The sequence below is a fragment of the Candidatus Collinsella stercoripullorum genome (genome assembly GCF_027669965.1).
GTDB classification, from domain to species: domain Bacteria; phylum Actinomycetota; class Coriobacteriia; order Coriobacteriales; family Coriobacteriaceae; genus Collinsella; species Collinsella stercoripullorum.
Map to the genome: position 1 here is coordinate 6,500 of NZ_JAQECM010000008.1, position 17,433 is coordinate 23,932.

Here is a 17,433-nt window from a genome sequence, read left to right on the forward strand (position 1 = left end):
GTCTTGCTACACTGTTACCGTGCACATCGCATCGTCAACGCCGGGCCCGACCGCCCGGATACCATAGAGACCATCTGAACGCACCGGAAAGGGGTTCTCATGGAGCCGATTATCAAAGGCATGCAGGGACCCGCTGTCGAGGACGTCCAGTCCCGCCTTTCCTCCCTGGGCTTCGACATCGACGCCGACGAGCTCGAGACGCGCTCGTTCGGCGACAGCACCGCCGCCGCGGTCCGCGGCTTCCGCCGCGACAACGAGCTCGTCCCCGGCGAGGAGGTCGACATGTCCTGCTGGTCGACGCTCGTCGACGCGTCGTACAAGCTGGGCGACCGCACGCTCTACCTGCGCCTCCCCAACTTCCACGGAGCCGACGTCAAGGCCCTCCAGCAGGCGCTCAACGTCCTCGGGTTCGCCTGCGGCGCGGACGACGGGTACTTCGGACCCCATACCGAGGCCGCGCTCCAGCAGTTCCAGGAGAACGTCGGGCTGTTCGCCGACGGCATGGCGTTCCAGGACACCTTCGCCTACATCGCACGGCTCCGCCACGTTTGGGAGGGCAAGCCGTCGGTCGTCGAGGCCGAGGAGCGCATCGGGTTCGCCCGCGCGGCCGAGGTGCTCGAGAGCTATCGCATCGCCGTGCTCGGCAGCGACCCGATCGCGCGCGCCGTGGCCTCGCGCATGTGGAACATCGCCTCCGCCACGACCGAGACGAGCGGCATGGTCCTGTGCGACGCCCGGACCCCCGAGGGGATGGACCTGATCCTCGAGCTCTCCAGCGACGAGCTGCCCGATGACGCGCCGCCGAAGCCGACCATCGTGCTCGCCGAGTGCAACAACCTGACGCAGCGCATCGCGACCGCCTTCGCCGCCGCGAAGAGCAGGCCCGCGCTCATCCGCATCGAGCTGACCGGCATCACCGGATACGACGGCATGTTCACCTCGAGCGACGCCCAGACCCTGGCGGTCCGCCTCCTCGACGGCGTTTGCGCGGCGCTGAACGATTAGGTACACTTGGTTGGCTGCTGACGGCGGGTGGAAGCGCCCGTCAACAGATTCCAATGGGGCATCGTCCAGCGGCAGGACCCCGGTTTTTGGTGCCGGTTACGGGGGTTCGAATCCCTCTGCCCCAGCCATGGAAACGCATGAAGCCCGGAGGCCGCTCGGCCCCGGGCTTTTCGCTCGAGGGGGCGCAGAGGGGTTCGAACCCGCGGGGCCCCATGGCGTGCAAAGCGCGCGAGCGCCTAGCGGTACAGCATGCGGTCGACGGCGCCCATCGAGGCGCGGCGGAAGTCCTCGCTGGTCAGGACCTCCTGCGGCACGCGGATGTTGTCGCGCAGCGCACGCTGGAAGGGGACCCGCAGGGACACGGGAAGGTCCTTGACCACGCCCGACAGGTCGCGCGGGGCATCCTGGTTCTTGGCGGCGTCCTCGCGCGCGATGCCCTGCTTGAGATGGGCGCGGTGCGCGGCGAGCATCGCCCGGTAGATGCCCACGTGCAGCCTGATCTCCGTCACGTTCACCTCGCGGGCGCGCTCGACGAGCCGGGCCCCTTCGCGGTCGATATCGCCGGCGTAGTACACGTAGGGGAAGCGGTAGCCGATGTCGTGCAGGTACTCGTCGAGCGCATGGGACATGCAGATGTTGTGCCCCGCCCCGAAGATCACGCCGCCCACGCGCGCGCCGAACAGCCGGGCGCTGCGCTTCCCCTTGAGCAGGTTGACGACCTCCTCGTACGCATCGATGTTCTCCATGACGATGAAGGGACGGTCGGATCCGATAGCGAAGAAGCCCTGCAGCTGCGTCGTCTGGTTCGCCTCGATCCGCAGGGACGCCGGGTTCAGGCCCTTGCCCGTCATCCGGCGCATGAGCTTCTCCCCGCGCTTGCCCTCGAGCGCCTTCTCGTCGCCGAAGATCTGGTAGGCCCGCTGGCGGCGGGTCGCATAGGCGGGGCGCTCGTCCCCCTGCTCCTCGAGCCAGCGCTGCACCAGCTTGAGGTCGTCGGGGCGGGAGTCCGGCTTGGGAGCGCCGCCGGAGCGCCGCTCCCCGGGCCTTCCGGCATCGCGGCGACGCGAGCGGTCGTCGGAGCCCTTCCGCCCCGCGGCCTTGGCGTCCGATCTCGCGGAAGCGCCCGATGCCGCGGTCTCACCGCCCGGGACCAGCGCGTCCTTGACGGCGACGGCGCGCTCCCGCACCGCCCCGAACAGACCTGTCAGCGCGCGGCGGGAAGCCTGGAGACGGCCCTCGCGAACGGGCTCCGGCGCCGGCTCCGCGGATTTCCGACCGGAACCGGAGGCGGGCTGCGCCTTGGAAGCAGGACCCTGCTCGGCGCCGCGCCCCTCGCGGCGGGACCGCTTGTTCTTGCGGGACCCCTCTTCGGAACGGGTCTTCCCCTCGGGCCGGGGTCGTCCGCCCGCCTTGCGGCCGTCTCCGGACCGCGGGCCGTCCTCGGTTCCGGACCCTCCCCGAACCGTCTGCGCTGCGGATGCCTCGGCCTGCGGGGAGGCGGAAGGCGTTTTGTCACCGTTCGGATTATGATCGCCCCCGCCCGGATTCCCGGCGGGCACCTCGGACCCTGACCGCCGCCTGCGCCGCGACCGCCGTTTGGACGTCTCGTGCGCGGGGGACTCCGCGTCATCCGGCTCCTCGTGCGCCGCGCAGCCGCCTTCGGGAGCTGCGACCGGGTCCCCGGTCCCGCACGGCGCCCCCTCATCGCCCTCCGCGTCCTTCGGGAGCGCATGCCCCGCTCCCCGCTCCGCGCCGTCGCGCGACGCCCCCGACCCCGCGGGGGCATCGCCTTCGCCCGCCTGGGCCTCAAGCGGGGACTCATGCGGGGCCGGCGCAGGTGAGCTCGCGGCGGGGACGCCCGGATGCGCCGAGGCCGTGGCCTCGACGCGCACGTTGACCGCGATCCCCGCCCCCGCGACGGAGGCCGGAACCGACGCGGCGTCCATCCCCGCAGCGGGAACGGCGACCGCGTCCGCCCAGTCCGCAGGCGGCGCGCCGGCACCCTCCCCCGCAGCGCGGCCCGCGCTCCCGAACGGAGCGGGTCCCGCCCCTGCGGCGAGATCGGCCTCCGTGGCGGCACCCGCCTCGACGGCGGTGCACCCGGCGGCGGAGCCCGACCCGGCCATCGCGGATGCGCGGGCGGCGGCGCGCACAGCACCGCGAACGGACGCGGCGGCGGGCACGGGCTCGATACCCGCCTCCTCCACATGCAGGATGTAGTAATCGGGGCCGTTGCGGCGCGTCGCGAGCTCCAGCAGGCCCGCCTCGACGAGCTCCTCGCGCACGGCCTCCGCATCGACCTGACCGCCGAGCGATTTGAGGAGCTGCTCGAGGGCCACCGGCTTGATACGGGGCTCCTTGCGGCACAGAAGCGTGCGGGCGAGGATTACGCGGCGCTTCCCGTCGAGCCCGACCCTGCCGTCAAGCCAATCGATCAGCGCGGTGACGTTGTTCTGGTCATCTGAAATCAGGGCATGCGCCATGTCGGGCTCCTCTGGATGGACAATCGGAACCCCCAGCGTAGCACAGCGGGCGCGAATCGGCTGCGCACCCGAGTCGCACCTCTCCCGGGACCCGCAACCGGCGGCCGCGCTTCCGATCATGGGATCGGCGGCTTCGGCCGTACACGGGCCGCGATGCCCGCCGCGATGCCGCACGACGGCGCGGCTGCATGGGCGGTCAATACGGCCGCGTCATCCCGCAAGGGCCCGCGCTCCTCGTTTGCGTTCGGCTCCCTGGCAGAAAATCGCCGTTTGGGGATAGGTCGACCCGCCGGGCAAGCGATTCAGTGGGACGCGCGGCCGGGTTCAAGCTGGACGCTCCGTCGCACGGGTCCACATCTGGCGATATTTTTATCCGAACACTGATTATCTTGCCGTTTTGTCAGGTATTCCGCGCGCGCACGGCGCCGACCGATCGGTCGGGAGACCCGCTCGCGCCCTCTCGGTGCCCGCATGGGAGACCGGGGCTCCCCGAAACGCCCGTTTTCCGCCAGGATCCCGTTTACGAACGAGAGATCGCGCTGCGGACCCCGGATTATGCGGCGCCCGCTGTACGGGACCCTCGCGAAACGCCTCGAAACGAACGGCGGGGCCGCACCTCGAAAGGTGCGGCCCCGCGACCTCGGGCCATGGCCCCGCGGTTTCGGACTTCGGACGGCCGCGCTTACCCGCGGACGCCCTCACCGCCGGCGGAACGGGCAGCGTCGGCGGCCTCCGCCTTCACGTTGGCCCGACCCATCTCGGTCCACTCGGGCTCCTCGTCGGGCATGGACCCGGCCTTCTTGGTGAAGAACTCCTTCAGGCAGTTATAGGCCACAATCACGCCGAGGACCATGAGCAGGATCGCGAACACGAGCTGCAGGCCGGACGTCGCGATCACGGCGGTGCCGGATGCGGCGAGCGCGTTCACGCATCCGATGGTGCTCAGCACGAGCGAGGTGAACGTCGAGCACAGCAGGAAGACCACGGGCACGTACAGCATCCAGCCCTTGCGGCCCGTGCACTTGCAGAACACGGCGAGCGCGATCATCGTCATGCCGCCGAGCAGCTGGTTGGACGCGCCGAACAGCGGCCAGATGTTGTTGTAGCCGCCGAACGCGAGCGCCAGGCCGAGCGCGAGCGTCAGGACCGTGGACACCCAGGTGTTGGAGAGCACATGGACCAGACCGGTGGTCTCGGCGGACGCGTCCTCCGCGGCGTCGTTGCCGCGGGCGAAGAACTCCTGGAACGACAGGCGGCCGATGCGCGCCACGGCGTCGACCGAGGTCAGCGCCAGAGCGGACACGCACATGGTCATGAACACGGTCGCGAGCGTGGAGTCGACGCCGAACGCCGTCATGCCGCGCGCGACGCCCTGGGAGAAGATCGAGAACGGGGTCGCGGCGACGCCTCCGTTGAGGGCGCCGGTGCCCGCCGTGTTGAGGTCGGAGAACATGATGGCGGCGAAGACGATGGCCAGCACGCCCACGAACGACTCGACGACCATCGCGCCGTAGCCCACGGGCAGCATGTCGGACTCCTTCTCGATCTGCTTCGAGGAGGTGTTGGTCGACACGAGGCTGTGGAAGCCGGAAAGCGCGCCGCATGCGACGGAGACGAACAGCAGCGGGAACAGGTAGCTTCCGTTCGAGGCGAGCGCGGAGAGGTCCGCCACCGCGGGCGCGGTCATCGTCGCCTGGCCGTTGGCGCCGAGTACGACGACGCCCACCACGGCGCACGCGATCATCACGATCATCATGATGCTCGTGAGGTAGTCGCGCGGCTGCTTGAGGGTCTGGATGGGCATCGCGGCCGCGAACAGCAGGTACACCGCGATCACGGCGAACCAGCCGTACTTGGGCAGATACACGGGGAACTGCATGCCCACCGCGAACATGAGCACGAACAGCACCACGGCGAGCGCGAGCTCCTTCACGCCGGTCAGGCCGATCTTGCGGTTGAGCCAGCCGAAGGCGATGGCGACGAAGGTGAACAGGATCGAGATGGTGCCCGCGGTGCCGCCCGCATAGGAGGCGGCCGTGTCGACGGCGCCGTCCGCAGCGGTCTTCATCGCGAAGGTACCGGCGACCATGTCCACGAACGCGGCGATCACGATGATGGTGAACAGCCAGCTGAACAGCAGGAACAGCCTGCGCCCGGTGCGCCCGATGTACTTCTCGATCAGCTGGGCGAGCGACTTGCCGTTGTTCTTGACGCTGGCGTACAGCGCGCCGAAGTCGTGGACGGCGCCGAAGAAGATGCCGCCCACGAGCACCCACAGCAGCACCGGCAGCCAGCCGAACATCATCGCGGCGATGGTGCCCGTGACGGGGCCCGCGCCGCAGATGGAGCTGAACTGGTGGGAGAACGCGGTGAAGCACGAGGCGGGCGAGAAGTTGCGCCCGTCCTCCATGCGGCGCGCCGGGGTGACGGCCTCGCGGTCGATCCCCCACTTCGCCGCAAGCCATCGGCCGTACCCCAGGTAGCCGGCGGCGAGGACCACCGCCGCTACCAGAACCACTACGATTCCGTTCATGTCCGTTCCTTTCCCCGGAAGGCCCCTCGGGACCGAGATGGTCGCCCGCTTCCCTGCCCGGGCGTCCGTCTCGTAAACAAAACGAGGGCCGCCGAAATCATTCAGCGGCCCTCGTCCACCAGCCGCCCGTATGGTACGGGCCGGCCTCAACGTACGCCAACCCGTATCAGATAATCTCGCGGATAATGGATAGCAGGTCTGTACGCATGATCTCGAAAACCTTCTCGTCTTCCGATGCGGGACCCCGCACCGTCCTGTAATGCGCAGCCTAGTCTACGCTTTAGCTGAGGAAAGTCAAACCTGCGACATCTATGTTTCGATGCCGTTTCATGTGCGGATTACCGCGCCCACGGGGGTCGGAGAAGGTCTATGGGGGCGTCCCTATGGTTTTGTCGCCCCTCGAAAAGAGTTCGACGTGCCGCGGTGTGCCCGGCGGGGCGGGCGAAGAGGGTGGCGGACTCCGGCAGGCAGGCGCAGGCGGGGGGGCTTGACGTCACGGGCGCGGAGGCAACGGCAGGCGGCCCCGCCGTTGCAGCGGGGCCGCCTGCCCGAATCGCGGCCGGTGCGGCCGCGTCTATGTCACATCCGGTCAGCTGAGCAGCGCGCTGGCGACCTCGTCGGCAACGCTGTCGTCCTCCTCCCACGCGCCGTCGGAGTCGCGGTAGTACTGGAGGTCGAGGTCGCTCTGCTTCGCCTCGGTCTCGTCGACCGCCTGCATCATGAGCTCGCCCACGCGCGCGTAGAGCTCGTCCTCACCGAGCCCGATGACGCTCGGGTCCGTCTGCAGCTCGTACAGGAGCTCCTCGAAGCGCGGCATGATGTCGGCGAAGGACTTGACGGTCATGGAGACGTGCGCGACGGCCGTCCCGGCCTCCTCGTCCACCCCGACCGAGGTGATCTCGTAGGAGAACCCGTCGAACATCGAGGCGACGAAGTCCTCGGTGGAGACGCCGAACTGGGACAGGCCGCCGTCCTCGTCGATGTCCTCGATCATCTCGCGGTAATCATCCGAGGTCGGATCGGTGATGAGGTCGAGCTGACCGGAGATATCGCTGCGGATGAGCTCCTCGACGGAGGGGCCGGAGGGCATGAAGGCGAACACCGCCGCAACGATGACGACGACCGCCGCAACGGCGGCGACGATGGCGATGATCGGCCCGCGACCGCCCTTCTTGGCGGGCTGCGCCGCAGCCGGCGCCGGCTGGCCGGGAGCGGCGGGGGCGGCCTGAGGCCCCGGCGTCTGGGGGCCGGGGACCTGCGGTCCGGGCGCAGGTTGCTGCGGTGACGGCCCGGGTGCGGGTTGCTGGCCGGCAGGCTGCTGCGGCGCAGGCTCCGGTGCGGGCTGCGGCCCGGCGGGTGCCTGCGGCTCCGGCTGCGGAGGAACAGCGGGCTCGGCCGCATCGCGCGGCAGGAGCGCCTCGGTGACGGGGGCCTCCGGGAGCTTGGCGCCGCAGCTCGTGCAGAACGTCGCGCCATCCTTCACGGGCGCGTTGCAAAACGGACAGTTCATGGCATCTTCCTCTCGCGCTGAGGCGGGCGTCCGGTTGACGCCAGCCACTCTCGACGCGCCCAGTATAGCAACGGTGCGCGGCGCGGCCGGCGGCTCCTCGCCCACCGGCCCACCGCGCACCGCAGCCGGACTTTTCCCATGTAAATGATGGTGTCGGTAAACTTGGCGCCCTTACTCGGCCGCTCCGTAGCGCTCGTAGTAGGCATCGATGGCCGCCTTCGTCGCGTCGTCGATCACCACGCGGCCGCGGACCTCGCGCCCGTGCAGGTGCTCGACGACCTCCGCCATGCTCACGATGGAGGCGACGGGGAACCCGTAGCGCTCCTGGATCTCGGCCTGCGCGGTCTTGACGCCGCCCTTGCCGACCTCCATGCGGTTGAGGCTCACGATCAGCCCCTTGACCTCGACGTCGGCCGCCGCCTTGAGCTTGGGGTAGGTCTCGTCGATGGACTTGCCGGAGGTGGTGACGTCCTCGACCATCACCACGCGGTCGCCGTCTTCGAGCTCGTAGCCCAGCATGCCGCCCTTGTCGGCGCCGTGGTCCTTGACCTCCTTGCGGTCGGAGCAGTAACGCACCTCCTTGCCGTAGAGCTCGTGCAGGGCGATGGCGGTGACCACCGACAGCGGGATGCCCTTGTAGGCGGGTCCGAAGACCACGTCGAAATCGAGCCCGAAGTTGTCGTGGATCGCGCGGGCGTAGAACTCGCCCAGGCGCTTGAGCTGCTCGCCGGTCACATAGGCGCCCGCGTTCATGTAGAACGGCGAGGTGCGGCCGCTCTTGAGCGTGAACTCGCCGAACTTGAGCACGTCGCTCTCGACCATGAACTCGATGAACTCCTGCTTGTAGGCTTCCATGGACAGATCCTCTCATCGCGGGTGCGTATTGCCTCCGCCCCATTCTAGCAGCGCCCGAGGCGCTGCCGCCCGACCCCCTCGCGACATGCGGCCGAAACCCCCGGCGGCCCGCTCCCCGGCGGCCCGGGTGCGGGCGGGCGCGCGGACAGGAATCCATCCGGCGGCCCCGGTGCCCGCAAGCGCCTCCGGAGCCCCGCCGTCCGCGACCGCCCCCGGCAGCCCCAGGCCGCCCGGCGCGGTCGGTTCGACGGGCGTCCCCCCCCCGTAAGGAAAATTCTTTCGATAAAACGTCCCGACCCAGCCTGCTGAATCCGTGACGCCCTCCTCAATGCTATGCAGCGCTACCAGCCTTTTTCGGTAGGGAAAAAAATTTTCTACGGTTGTCGAAAAACACTTGCAATACATCTCCGGAATACGCCACTATAGTGCTAGTACGCACCCCTGCGGGCAGTCCGCCCCGCGGATCACGACTCGGAACCGCACGGCATCCTCCCGCGCGGGCGCGCATTCCTTTTGTCGCATCGCCAGCGAAGGCGAGTTTCGGCTCCACAGAGGGGAGCCATAGGGAAAGGAGCATTCCATGATCCGTGCTGTCGACAAGCTCGAGCCCTTCCAGAGGGCGATCACCAAGGCGCACCTCGCCTCCACCGGCGTCGCCGTCGATTCCCTGGAGAACCCGGACAAGCCGCTGATCGCGATCGCCAACAGCTGGAACGAGATGTGCCCGGGCCATGAGCCCCTGCGCCAGCTCGCCGAGGAGGTCAAGAAGGGCATCCTCGAGGCCGGCGGCGAGCCCATCGAGTTCAACACCATCGCCATCTGCGACGGCATCGCCCAGGGCCATGCCGGTATGCACTACAGCCTGCCCCACCGCGAGATCATCGCGGACTCCTGCGAGGCCCAGATCCTCGGCCTGAACGTCTTCGACGGCGTCGTCTACATGGCGAGCTGCGACAAGATCGTCCCGGCCATGCTCATGGCCGCCGGCCGCATCAACCTGCCGGCCGCGCTCGTGTCCGCCGGCCCCTGCTGGGACGAGATCAAGCCGAGCGACTCCAAGGCCCTGCGCGCGTCCTTCCTGCGCGGCGAGGCCACCGAGCTCGATGTCATCGAGGGCACCCTCAAGTACTACACCGGCCCGGGCATCTGCCCGTTCCTGGGCACCGCCAACACCATGTGCTGCCTGGCCGAGGGCCTGGGCATGATGGTCCCGGGCGGCGCGCTGCAGCCCGCCCCCACCGCCATGCGCCGCTTCCTGGCCCGCCGCACCGGCGCAGCCGTCGTGGAGCTCGTCCGCCGCGGCATCAAGCCGAGCGACATCATGACCGAGGCCGCCTTCCAGAACGCCGTGACGCTGCTCGCCTCCATCGGCGGCTCGCTGAACGCCCTGCTGCACCTGCCGGCCATCGCCCACGAGCTCGGCCTGAACGTCACCTGGGCCCAGGTCGCCGAGACCACCAGCCGCGTGCCGCTGGTCACCAACATCACCCCGAACGGCGACATGTCCTGCATCAACCTCTACAAGGCCGGCGGCGTGCCCGCGGTCATGAAGACCATCGAGAAGGACCTCGACACCTCCTGCATGACCATCAACGGCAAGACGGTCGGCGAGAACCTCGAGGCCGACATCAAGATCGACCGCTCGGTGATCCGCACCCAGGACGACCCCGCCTCCGTCGCCAACGGCATCCAGGTGCTCTACGGCAACCTGGCTCCCGAGGGCACGCTCGTCAAGACCTCCGCGGTGCCCGAGGACCAGCACACCTTCGACGGCCCGGCCATGTGCTTCAACAGCGAGGAGGAGTGCTTCGCCGCCTACAACGAGCACAGGATCCCGGCCGGCACCGCGGTCATCATCCGCTACGAGGGCCCCAAGGGCGGCCCGGGCATGAAGGAGCTGCACCGCGTCACCGAGATCATGAAGGGCATCCCCGGCTCCGCCGTCATCACCGACGGCCGCTTCTCCGGTGCCTCGGGCGGCCTGTCCGTGGGCTACCTGTGCCCCGAGGCCGCTGAGGGCGGCCCCATCGCCCTCATCCAGGACGGCGACATGGTCCACATCAACCTGGAGGACAACGCGATCTCCTTCGACATCACCGACGAGGAGCTCGAGGCCCGTCGCCAGAACTGGACCCCGGTCGTCCACGACTTCAAGGGCAAGGTCCTCGGCCGCTACCTCAAGGAGGTCGGTCCCGCCAAGGACGGCGCCCTGCTCGGAGCCTAAGCGCTCCCCGGTCGCCGACACGCGGCTCCCCTCGGGAGCCGTCGGCTCGCGCAGCGATCGCCCCGGTCAGCCCCGTGCTGGCCGGGGCTTTTCCATGGGTCGTCCGGGGACGGGTCCGTTTCAACCCATGAGGAGCGCCGCATGGGTTGAGACGGACCCGTCCCCGGACGACCCATAACGAGACGGGGCCCCGGCGGGATGAATCCCGCCGGGGCCCCGGGCAACCCGATCGTGGGGCTGCCGGCTACTCGCCGCAGCCGCTCTTGATGAGCTCGACGAGCGCCTTCACGGCATCCTGCTCGTCCTCGCCGTCGGCGGAGATGACGATGGCGGTGCCGCAGGAGAGGCCCTGGGTCATGAGGGCGAGCATGCTCTTGGCGTTGACGCCGTCGCCCTCGTCGCCGGCCTTCTTGACGGTGACGTTGGACTTGAAGCCGGAAGCGGTCTTGCAGAACAGGGACGCCGGACGGGCGTGCAGACCGGTGGCGTTGACGATGGTGGTCTCCTCGGAATACATGGGACTACATCTCCTTTACTTGCGAGCGTGAGCTCTACGGGTCCGGGAGCGACGTCCCGGACGCATTGACCGTATTGATAACTGTACCACGTCGCAGGCGCGATGCCTGCCCGCAGTGCAGTACGAACGACCCCGGGCCGACAGACATCGGCCCGCGCGCGAGCGGATCGGATGGCGCGCATCCGGCCCTCCCGCGCGAAACCGGCAGGGCCTAGACCATCTCGCGGACGGCCTCGTGCAGGCGCTTGCGGTCCGCCGGGTCGTCGCTGTTGTAGTGACGCGAGTTGACGATGTACTCCTCGATGGTGTTCAGGTTCTCCTCGGTCGGCTCGATGCCGAGCTCGCCCAGGGTCAGCGGGAGGTCCATCTTGCGCATGAACTCGCGCAGCTCGTCCTCCTTGTCCTTCAGGCCGTTGAAGTACAGCTGGCAGAACAGGCCCACCGCCACGATCTCGCCATGGATGGCCTCGGCGGCCTCGTGGGTGAAGTGCGTGCGGACGCCGTCGTAGATCACGTGCGCGAGCTCGGACTGACGGAAGCTCTTGGTGGTGTTGGCGATCACGCCCGTGGTGATGACGTTCAGGAACGCCATGTCCGTCAGCGCCTTGGTGACCTCGTGGCGGCGGTTGTCCTCGATGGCTTGCAGCGCGATCTCATCGAGCACGCCGTAGACGTAGGCGGCCATGTTGTAGGCGGTGTAGACGTCGATCGGCGTGTCCTCGAGGTGCATCTCGGGCTGGCCGTTCAGCATCTCGATCTTCTTGGCCATGGCGTCCATGACGCCCGCCGCGTTGTAGCGGATCGGGCAGTTGGCGATGACGTCGAGGTCCATGTAGACCGCGTCGATCTCGTGGTCGAAGCGCCAGGAGCGCAGCTTGCCGCCCTCGGCGGTGTACATGACGCTCATGCAGGTGAACGGGGCGCAGGTGGACGCCGAGGTGGGGATGTTGACCGCACCGAGGTGCGCGACCTCGCCGACCGCCTTCGCGAGGTCGGTGATCTTGCCGCCGCCGACGCCGACGATCTCGTCGCAGCCGGCCTCGTGGGCCTTGGCCGCGAGCTCCTCGGCGGCCTCGTAGCAGCACCAGCCCGTCCAGATCTCGAGCTGCCAGTCGACGCCCGCCGCCTCCATGCTCGGGACCAGGCGGTCCTTGACGGCGTCCCAGGAACGCGGGCCGGCGACGATCAGCATCTTGGAACCGAAGCGCTTGAGCTCCTCGCCCAGCTGCTCGAGCAGCCCCTGCTCGCAGCGGACGCGCCCGGCGCCGAACTTGATCGCGGTGTCCAACTCTACTGCCATGAATACATCCTCTCTCCCATGTGCAATTCATCACGGCATCTATCTCCCGGTGCGCGGTGGGCGCGATGCCCCTGCAGCCCGCCGCGCACCGTGAAGACCGTCTCGTCGCGGCCGCGCGCATGCCCGCACGCGGCCGCGCATGCGGCGTCCCTAGCCGCGGATCTCGCGGACGGCGGCCGCGGCCTCGGCGGCGATGGCCTCGACCTTGGAGAAGTCCCCGTCGGCGAAGAGGTTGGGCTTGACCATCCAGGTCCCGCCCGCGGCGATGATGGCGTCGCAGCTCAGGAAATCGCGGACGTTCTCGGTGTTCACGCCACCGGTGGGCATGAAGCGGTGGCCGACGAAGACCGAGGCGAGCGCCTTGATCCCGGCGAGGCCGCCGTAGAGGTTCGCGGGGAAGAACTTGGTCACGTCGAGGCCGCGGTTGATGGCGACCATGATCTCGGTCGGGGTGACGGCGGCGGGGATGATGTTCACCTCGTGCTCGATGCACCAGTCGACGGTCTCGGGGTCGTAGCCCGGCGAGACGATGAACTTGGCACCGGCCTCCACGGCCTGCTTGCACTGGGCGAGATTGACCACGGTGCCCGCGCCGACCAGGATGTCCGGGCACTTCTCGGACATCTCGCGGATGCAGTCGGCCGCGGCGGCGGTGCGGAAGGTCACCTCGGCGGCGGGCAGCCCGCCGGCGACGAGGGCGTTCGCCATGGGCACGGCGTCCTCGACCTTCTCGAGCACGACCACGGGCACGACGCCCGTCTTCTCGACCTGCCCGTAGAACCCGTTCTGCTTCATGTACTCAGTCGACATCTTGCTTCCTCTCTCTTTCGGTTCCCTCTCCTTGTATCCGCACAGGGCCACGCTCGTGGCGGCGGCGCATCCGCCCTCAGGGCAGGCAGGTGCACCACACCTCCTGGTTGTGGAAGATGGCGAAGTCGTCGAACCCCAGGCGCTCGGCCGCCGGCTGCTCGCCGTCGCAGACGCGCTCCAGCAGCTTCAGCAGATGGGCTCCCAGCTCGCCGATCGTGACGGTCCCCTCGACGGCGCCCGAGGCGTCGAAGTCGATGTTGTCGCCCATGCGCTCCGCGGTCTCGCAGTTGCCCGTCACCTTGATCACGGGGATGAGCGGGTTGCCGATCGGGGTGCCGCGCCCGGTGGTGAAGATGAGCGCCTGGGCGCCGCCCGCCGTCATGCCCGACACCGACTCGATGTCGTAGCCCGGGGTGTCCATGATCACGAGGCCGCGCTCGCTCGGGATCTCGCCGTAGGGCACCACCTGGCGGATGGGCGAGACCCCGCCCTTGGAGATGCCGCCCAGGGCCTTCTCCTCCAGCGTCGACAGGCCGCCGGCCATGTTCCCGGGCGAGGGGTTGGCGCCGCGCACGTCGACGCCCGTCTCGGCGAAGCTGCGCTCCAGCCCGCCCACGATCCGGTAGATGTCCTGGGCGACCTCGAAGGAGTTCGCGCGGTCGGCCAGGATGTCCTCGGTCCCGATGAGCTCGGTGGTCTCGCCCAGCATGACGGTGCCGCCCGCGGCGACCACCGCGTCGCTCACCACGCCGACCACGGGGTTTGCGGCAAGGCCGCTCGTGGCGTCCGACCCGCCGCAGTTCGTCCCCAAGACGAGGTCGGCGAGCGTCATCTCGCAGCGCTCGACATCGGCCGCGCGCGCGACCAGGGCGCGCGCCAGCTCCGCGCCGCGCTCGACCGCGCGCTCCGAGCCGCCGAGGTCCTGGATGGTGATGACCTCGAGCGGCTTATCGCCCGCGGCGCGGATCCGCTCGGCGAGCTCGTAGGGGCGCGTGCTCTCGCAGCCGAGGCCCACGAGCAGCGTGCCGAACACGTTGGGGTTGGCGGCCAGGTTCCTGAGGCAGCGGCGCATGATCTCGATGCCGGTCCCCACCTGCCCGCACCCCTTCGCGCACGGGACGGCCACGGCCCCGGGCACCGCCGCGGCGATGCGTCGGGCGACGACGTTCGCGCAACCGCAGGTGGACAGGACCATGACATGGTTCCGGATGCCGATGCGCCCGTCCGGGCGACGGTAGCCCCTCATGCGCGCACCCCCGTCTTGATGCTCTCGATATTGTGGACATGCACGTACCCGCCGCGCTCGATGCACTCCGTCGCACGGCCGATGACCTGCCCGTACTTGTAGATCTTCGCCCCGCACCCGAGCGAGCGCAGGCTGATCTTGTGGAAGCGCGGGATGTCGGCGAGCGCGCTGAGCTCGTCGGCCGCCTCGCCGGTCTTGGTCGTCACGACGACGGTATCCCCCGCGGACACGGCCTCGATGACCGTCGCCACGTCGTCCGTCGCGCTCATGAGCAGAGCCCGTTTCGCCATGTTCGCACCCCCTTGGTTCATGGTCGGTCGCACCGCGCGCCGCGCGGCACGGTCCCGGGCCCCGTGGACCCGGCGCCCAGGGCACCGGCAGCGACACCGGCGCCTCGTCTTCGGTCCGCCCGGGCGTCGTGCCCGGCGGCCGCTTTTGGACGCGCGCCCGGGCACCCGCCCGGGGACGTCCGGATTCCGGGATCAGCCCGCCTTCCTGCCCACCTTGGACAGCGGGTCCTCGAACCCGGTGAACACGATGTCCGGGAAGCGCTCGCCCACGTTGTCGCGCAGCCAGTCGAAGGCGTCCTGGATGCGCTGGCGGCGCACCCACAGACCGGAGAGCTCGAGCATGTAGTAGACGCGGTCGGTTCCGTTCGCATCCATCTGCGCCTGCATCTCCGGGGTTATCTCGTCGAGCTGGTCGGCGGTGCGAAAGCCCGTCACGTCGAGCATGAGGTCGTTGGTGTTCGCGGCCTTGAGCTGCACGTTGAGCACCTGGCTCCACGGCAGGGTGATGACGTCTTGCGGCTTGGTGTAATCGGTCACGCCGTCGAGCGTGTAGACGAACAGCGGGGAGCGGTTCATCATCTTCCGCGTGTTGAGCACGATGCCCGCGACGAAGCATGCGGCGATGACCACCGACAGGACCCGCCACAGGATGCCGTCGCCCTGGGTGAACCCGAGCCACACGATGCACGCGCCGATCAGCGCGTAGGACACCGAGATGGCGGTCAGCTTCCGCAGGTCGTTATAGACAACGAGTTGTTCCATGGGATGCACCTCGCATAGGTTTCAGATTCAGCGCAGGACCTCGAGGAAGTCCGCGACGTCGGCCAGCGTGTCGAAGGACAGCACGGCCTCGCGGCGGATGCCCTCGCACGTGCCCTCGGGCTGGTCCAGGATGGGGTAGCCCGTGGTGATGGAGTCCATTCCGGTCAGATCGTCGAAGATGAAACCGGACGTGAAGCCGCCCGCATTGGCGGCGCGGATGCCCGCGAGGCTGTCCTCCAGGACGAGCGTGCGGGCGGGGTCGGCGCCGATGAGCTCGGCGGCCTTGAGGAAGATCTCGGGGTCGGGCTTGCCGCGCCGCACGCTCGTCCCGTCCATGATGTGGGGGAAGGCGTGCGTGAGGTACTCGGCCTCGAGGTACTGGTCGATGAGCGACCGGGCAGAGGAGCTCGCCAGCGCATAGGGGATCCGGCGCTCCTGGAGGTAGTTGAGCAGCTCGAGCAGACCGGGCTTCTTGCCCACGCGGCCGTTCTGCTCCATGCGCACCGCGTTCTTCTGCTTCTTGATGTAGGCGCGCCAAGTGGCGACGTCCTTGTCGTCGCCGAAGGCGTGTTTGAGCCCCGCCACGACCTCGCTTTCGATGCGGCCGCAGAGGCTCATGTAGAGCGCCGGGTTCATCTGGAACCCGAAGGCGCGGGCCGCACGCAGATAGGCGCGGTAGCACAACCGCTCGCTATCGAAGATGAGGCCGTCCATATCGAAAAGCACTGCCTGAAACGGACCCACCGTCGGAACTCCTTACGCTCGCATGCCGCCGATTACCGTCGATAGACAAAAGGAAAGGCCTGCACCCTCCTGCGGGTGCGCGGGAAGGTGCAGGCCCGAAAGGTCCAGGCTAGGCCCGGATCTCGTTCACCGGCTCCTCGCCGGCGACGAAGCGCTCAACGTCACCCACGCACTTCTCGCCCATGCCGCGCAGGCACTCCTCCGTGTAGGCGGAGATGTGCGGGCACACGAGAACCTTGGGGTGGTTGAAATAGGGGTCGTCGGCCGCGGGCGGCTCGTCGTGCATGACGTCGATGGCCAGGGCCTTGACCGTGCCGTCCGCGAGCGCGTCGAGCATCGCCGGCTGGTCGATGAGGTCGGCGCGCGCGTTGTTCACCACATAGACGCCCTTCTTCATCTTGGCGAAGCAGTCGGCGTTCAGGATGTGGAAGGACGTGGGGTTCAGGTCGGCGTTCAGCGTGAGAATGTCGCAGGACGAGACCACGGTGTCCAGGTCGGTGTAGGTGATGTCCACACCCTGGGCGCGCAGCCCCTCGGCCCAATCCTCGTGCTGGACAGGATCACAGGCGAGAACCTTGAGGTCGTAGCCGCGGGCGAGGATCTCGACGACGCGGGACCCGATGTTGCCGCAGCCGATGATGCCGAGCGTCTTGCCCGAGACGCCGTTGCCGACGAACTTGGCGCGCTCGGCCCAGCGACCCTCGTTGGCGGCGACGTGGGAGTCGCTCACCTGGCGCATGGCGTCGAGCAGCAGCGCCACGGCGCCCTCGGCCACGGCGTCGCGCTCGACGAGCGGGGAGACGGTGGTGAGGATGCACCCGGTGGCGTTGCAGGCCTTGACGTCGACGTTGTTGTAGCCGATGCCGTGGCGGGAAAGCAGCAGCAGGTCGGTCTTGTGCTCGAAGAACTCCGCGTCGAAGAACGGGGTCACCGAGGAGATGATGATGTTGTAATCCTTCAGTGCCTCGGCGAGCTCGGCGCCGTGGGCGTCACCCGCCACGCGGACGCGCTCGACGGTACCGATCTTCTGGAGACGCTCCATCTGATCGGGGAAGCGCGTGCCGAACGATGAGGAGTTGACGATGGCGATCTTATAGTCCATGCGTTGCGTACCTTACCCTTTTCCGTACGAATCGAAAGCCTGCGAATGAGTC

Annotated in this window: 14 protein-coding genes and 1 tRNA gene; 3 read left to right on the forward strand and 12 right to left on the reverse strand. The window is 68.6% G+C overall.

Translation table 11 applies throughout. The annotated features are described in order from the left end of the window. The first annotated feature begins 99 nt into the window (after window positions 1-99). Together PHA29_RS03450 and PHA29_RS03455 are read left to right on the forward strand one after the other, a co-directional pair. Window positions 100-1,005: a peptidoglycan-binding domain-containing protein gene (locus PHA29_RS03450; protein ID WP_270848111.1), complete on the forward strand. Its 906-nt coding sequence runs from the start codon at window positions 100-102 to the stop codon at window positions 1,003-1,005. Window positions 1,006-1,059: 54 nt separating this feature from the next. Next, a tRNA-Gln gene (locus PHA29_RS03455) sits at window positions 1,060-1,133 on the forward strand. Between the two features lie 108 nt (window positions 1,134-1,241). Here the strand turns inward: PHA29_RS03455 and PHA29_RS03460 are convergent. The 4 genes from PHA29_RS03460 to pyrE form a co-directional block, all read right to left on the reverse strand. Then, entirely contained in the window at window positions 1,242-3,488 is a 2,247-nt protein-coding gene (locus PHA29_RS03460; RefSeq protein WP_270848112.1) for a hypothetical protein, read from the reverse strand. A gap of 682 nt (window positions 3,489-4,170) precedes the next feature. Then, window positions 4,171-6,021, reverse strand: coding sequence for a carbon starvation CstA family protein (locus tag PHA29_RS03465; protein WP_270404915.1), 1,851 nt, complete (start codon window positions 6,019-6,021; stop codon window positions 4,171-4,173). Between the two features lie 589 nt (window positions 6,022-6,610). Then, window positions 6,611-7,531: a zinc ribbon domain-containing protein gene (locus PHA29_RS03470; protein WP_270848114.1), complete on the reverse strand. Its 921-nt coding sequence runs from the start codon at window positions 7,529-7,531 to the stop codon at window positions 6,611-6,613. A 171-nt stretch (window positions 7,532-7,702) separates the two neighbouring features. Further along, window positions 7,703-8,386, reverse strand: coding sequence for an orotate phosphoribosyltransferase (gene pyrE / locus PHA29_RS03475; RefSeq protein WP_270575540.1), 684 nt, complete (start codon window positions 8,384-8,386; stop codon window positions 7,703-7,705). Window positions 8,387-8,966: 580 nt separating this feature from the next. Here pyrE and ilvD point away from each other — a divergent pair. Further along, complete coding sequence (gene ilvD / locus PHA29_RS03480) at window positions 8,967-10,610, forward strand: dihydroxy-acid dehydratase (protein WP_270404912.1); 1,644 nt, start codon at window positions 8,967-8,969, stop codon at window positions 10,608-10,610. 244 nt (window positions 10,611-10,854) lie between these two features. Here ilvD and PHA29_RS03485 read toward each other — a convergent pair whose 3' ends face one another. From PHA29_RS03485 to PHA29_RS03520, 8 genes are all read right to left on the reverse strand, one after another. After that, on the reverse strand, window positions 10,855-11,127 hold the full coding sequence (locus PHA29_RS03485; protein WP_270404911.1) for an HPr family phosphocarrier protein: 273 nt from the start codon (window positions 11,125-11,127) through the stop codon (window positions 10,855-10,857). Between the two features lie 211 nt (window positions 11,128-11,338). Continuing rightward, entirely contained in the window at window positions 11,339-12,427 is a 1,089-nt protein-coding gene (locus PHA29_RS03490) for an iron-containing alcohol dehydrogenase family protein (protein ID WP_270404910.1), read from the reverse strand. Between the two features lie 150 nt (window positions 12,428-12,577). After that, window positions 12,578-13,237, reverse strand: coding sequence for a bifunctional 4-hydroxy-2-oxoglutarate aldolase/2-dehydro-3-deoxy-phosphogluconate aldolase (eda, locus tag PHA29_RS03495; protein ID WP_270573996.1), 660 nt, complete (start codon window positions 13,235-13,237; stop codon window positions 12,578-12,580). A gap of 76 nt (window positions 13,238-13,313) precedes the next feature. After that, window positions 13,314-14,483 carry a UxaA family hydrolase gene (locus PHA29_RS03500; protein WP_270848115.1) on the reverse strand — a complete coding sequence of 390 codons (1,170 nt, stop codon included), beginning with the start codon at window positions 14,481-14,483 and terminating at the stop codon, window positions 13,314-13,316. Then, window positions 14,480-14,773: a UxaA family hydrolase gene (locus PHA29_RS03505; protein WP_270848117.1), complete on the reverse strand. Its 294-nt coding sequence runs from the start codon at window positions 14,771-14,773 to the stop codon at window positions 14,480-14,482. Before PHA29_RS03505 ends, PHA29_RS03500 begins: the two co-directional genes overlap by 4 nt. A 192-nt stretch (window positions 14,774-14,965) precedes the next feature. After that, window positions 14,966-15,535, reverse strand: coding sequence for a hypothetical protein (locus PHA29_RS03510; protein ID WP_270404906.1), 570 nt, complete (start codon window positions 15,533-15,535; stop codon window positions 14,966-14,968). A gap of 27 nt (window positions 15,536-15,562) precedes the next feature. After that, on the reverse strand, window positions 15,563-16,279 hold the full coding sequence (locus tag PHA29_RS03515) for an HAD family hydrolase (RefSeq protein WP_270848119.1): 717 nt from the start codon (window positions 16,277-16,279) through the stop codon (window positions 15,563-15,565). A 109-nt stretch (window positions 16,280-16,388) separates the two neighbouring features. Continuing rightward, window positions 16,389-17,381 (reverse strand): NAD(P)-dependent oxidoreductase, encoded by a 993-nt coding sequence (locus PHA29_RS03520; protein WP_270404904.1) that lies wholly within the window; start codon window positions 17,379-17,381, stop codon window positions 16,389-16,391. Window positions 17,382-17,433 lie beyond the last annotated feature (52 nt).

Excerpts from the sequence above, each read along its gene's own strand:
- PHA29_RS03450 (WP_270848111.1), top strand. The coding sequence starts at position 100 with ATGGAGCCGATTATCAAAGGCATGCAGGGACCCGCTGTCGAGGACGTC.
- pyrE (WP_270575540.1), bottom strand. The coding sequence starts at position 8,386 with ATGGAAGCCTACAAGCAGGAGTTCATCGAGTTCATGGTCGAGAGCGAC.
- PHA29_RS03490 (WP_270404910.1), bottom strand. The coding sequence starts at position 12,427 with ATGGCAGTAGAGTTGGACACCGCGATCAAGTTCGGCGCCGGGCGCGTC.
- PHA29_RS03510 (WP_270404906.1), bottom strand. The coding sequence starts at position 15,535 with ATGGAACAACTCGTTGTCTATAACGACCTGCGGAAGCTGACCGCCATC.
- PHA29_RS03500 (WP_270848115.1), bottom strand. The coding sequence starts at position 14,483 with ATGAGGGGCTACCGTCGCCCGGACGGGCGCATCGGCATCCGGAACCAT.
- eda (WP_270573996.1), bottom strand. The coding sequence starts at position 13,237 with ATGTCGACTGAGTACATGAAGCAGAACGGGTTCTACGGGCAGGTCGAG.
- PHA29_RS03505 (WP_270848117.1), bottom strand. The coding sequence starts at position 14,773 with ATGGCGAAACGGGCTCTGCTCATGAGCGCGACGGACGACGTGGCGACG.
- PHA29_RS03465 (WP_270404915.1), bottom strand. The coding sequence starts at position 6,021 with ATGAACGGAATCGTAGTGGTTCTGGTAGCGGCGGTGGTCCTCGCCGCC.
- PHA29_RS03460 (WP_270848112.1), bottom strand. The coding sequence starts at position 3,488 with ATGGCGCATGCCCTGATTTCAGATGACCAGAACAACGTCACCGCGCTG.
- PHA29_RS03470 (WP_270848114.1), bottom strand. The coding sequence starts at position 7,531 with ATGAACTGTCCGTTTTGCAACGCGCCCGTGAAGGATGGCGCGACGTTC.
- PHA29_RS03485 (WP_270404911.1), bottom strand. The coding sequence starts at position 11,127 with ATGTATTCCGAGGAGACCACCATCGTCAACGCCACCGGTCTGCACGCC.
- ilvD (WP_270404912.1), top strand. The coding sequence starts at position 8,967 with ATGATCCGTGCTGTCGACAAGCTCGAGCCCTTCCAGAGGGCGATCACC.
- PHA29_RS03520 (WP_270404904.1), bottom strand. The coding sequence starts at position 17,381 with ATGGACTATAAGATCGCCATCGTCAACTCCTCATCGTTCGGCACGCGC.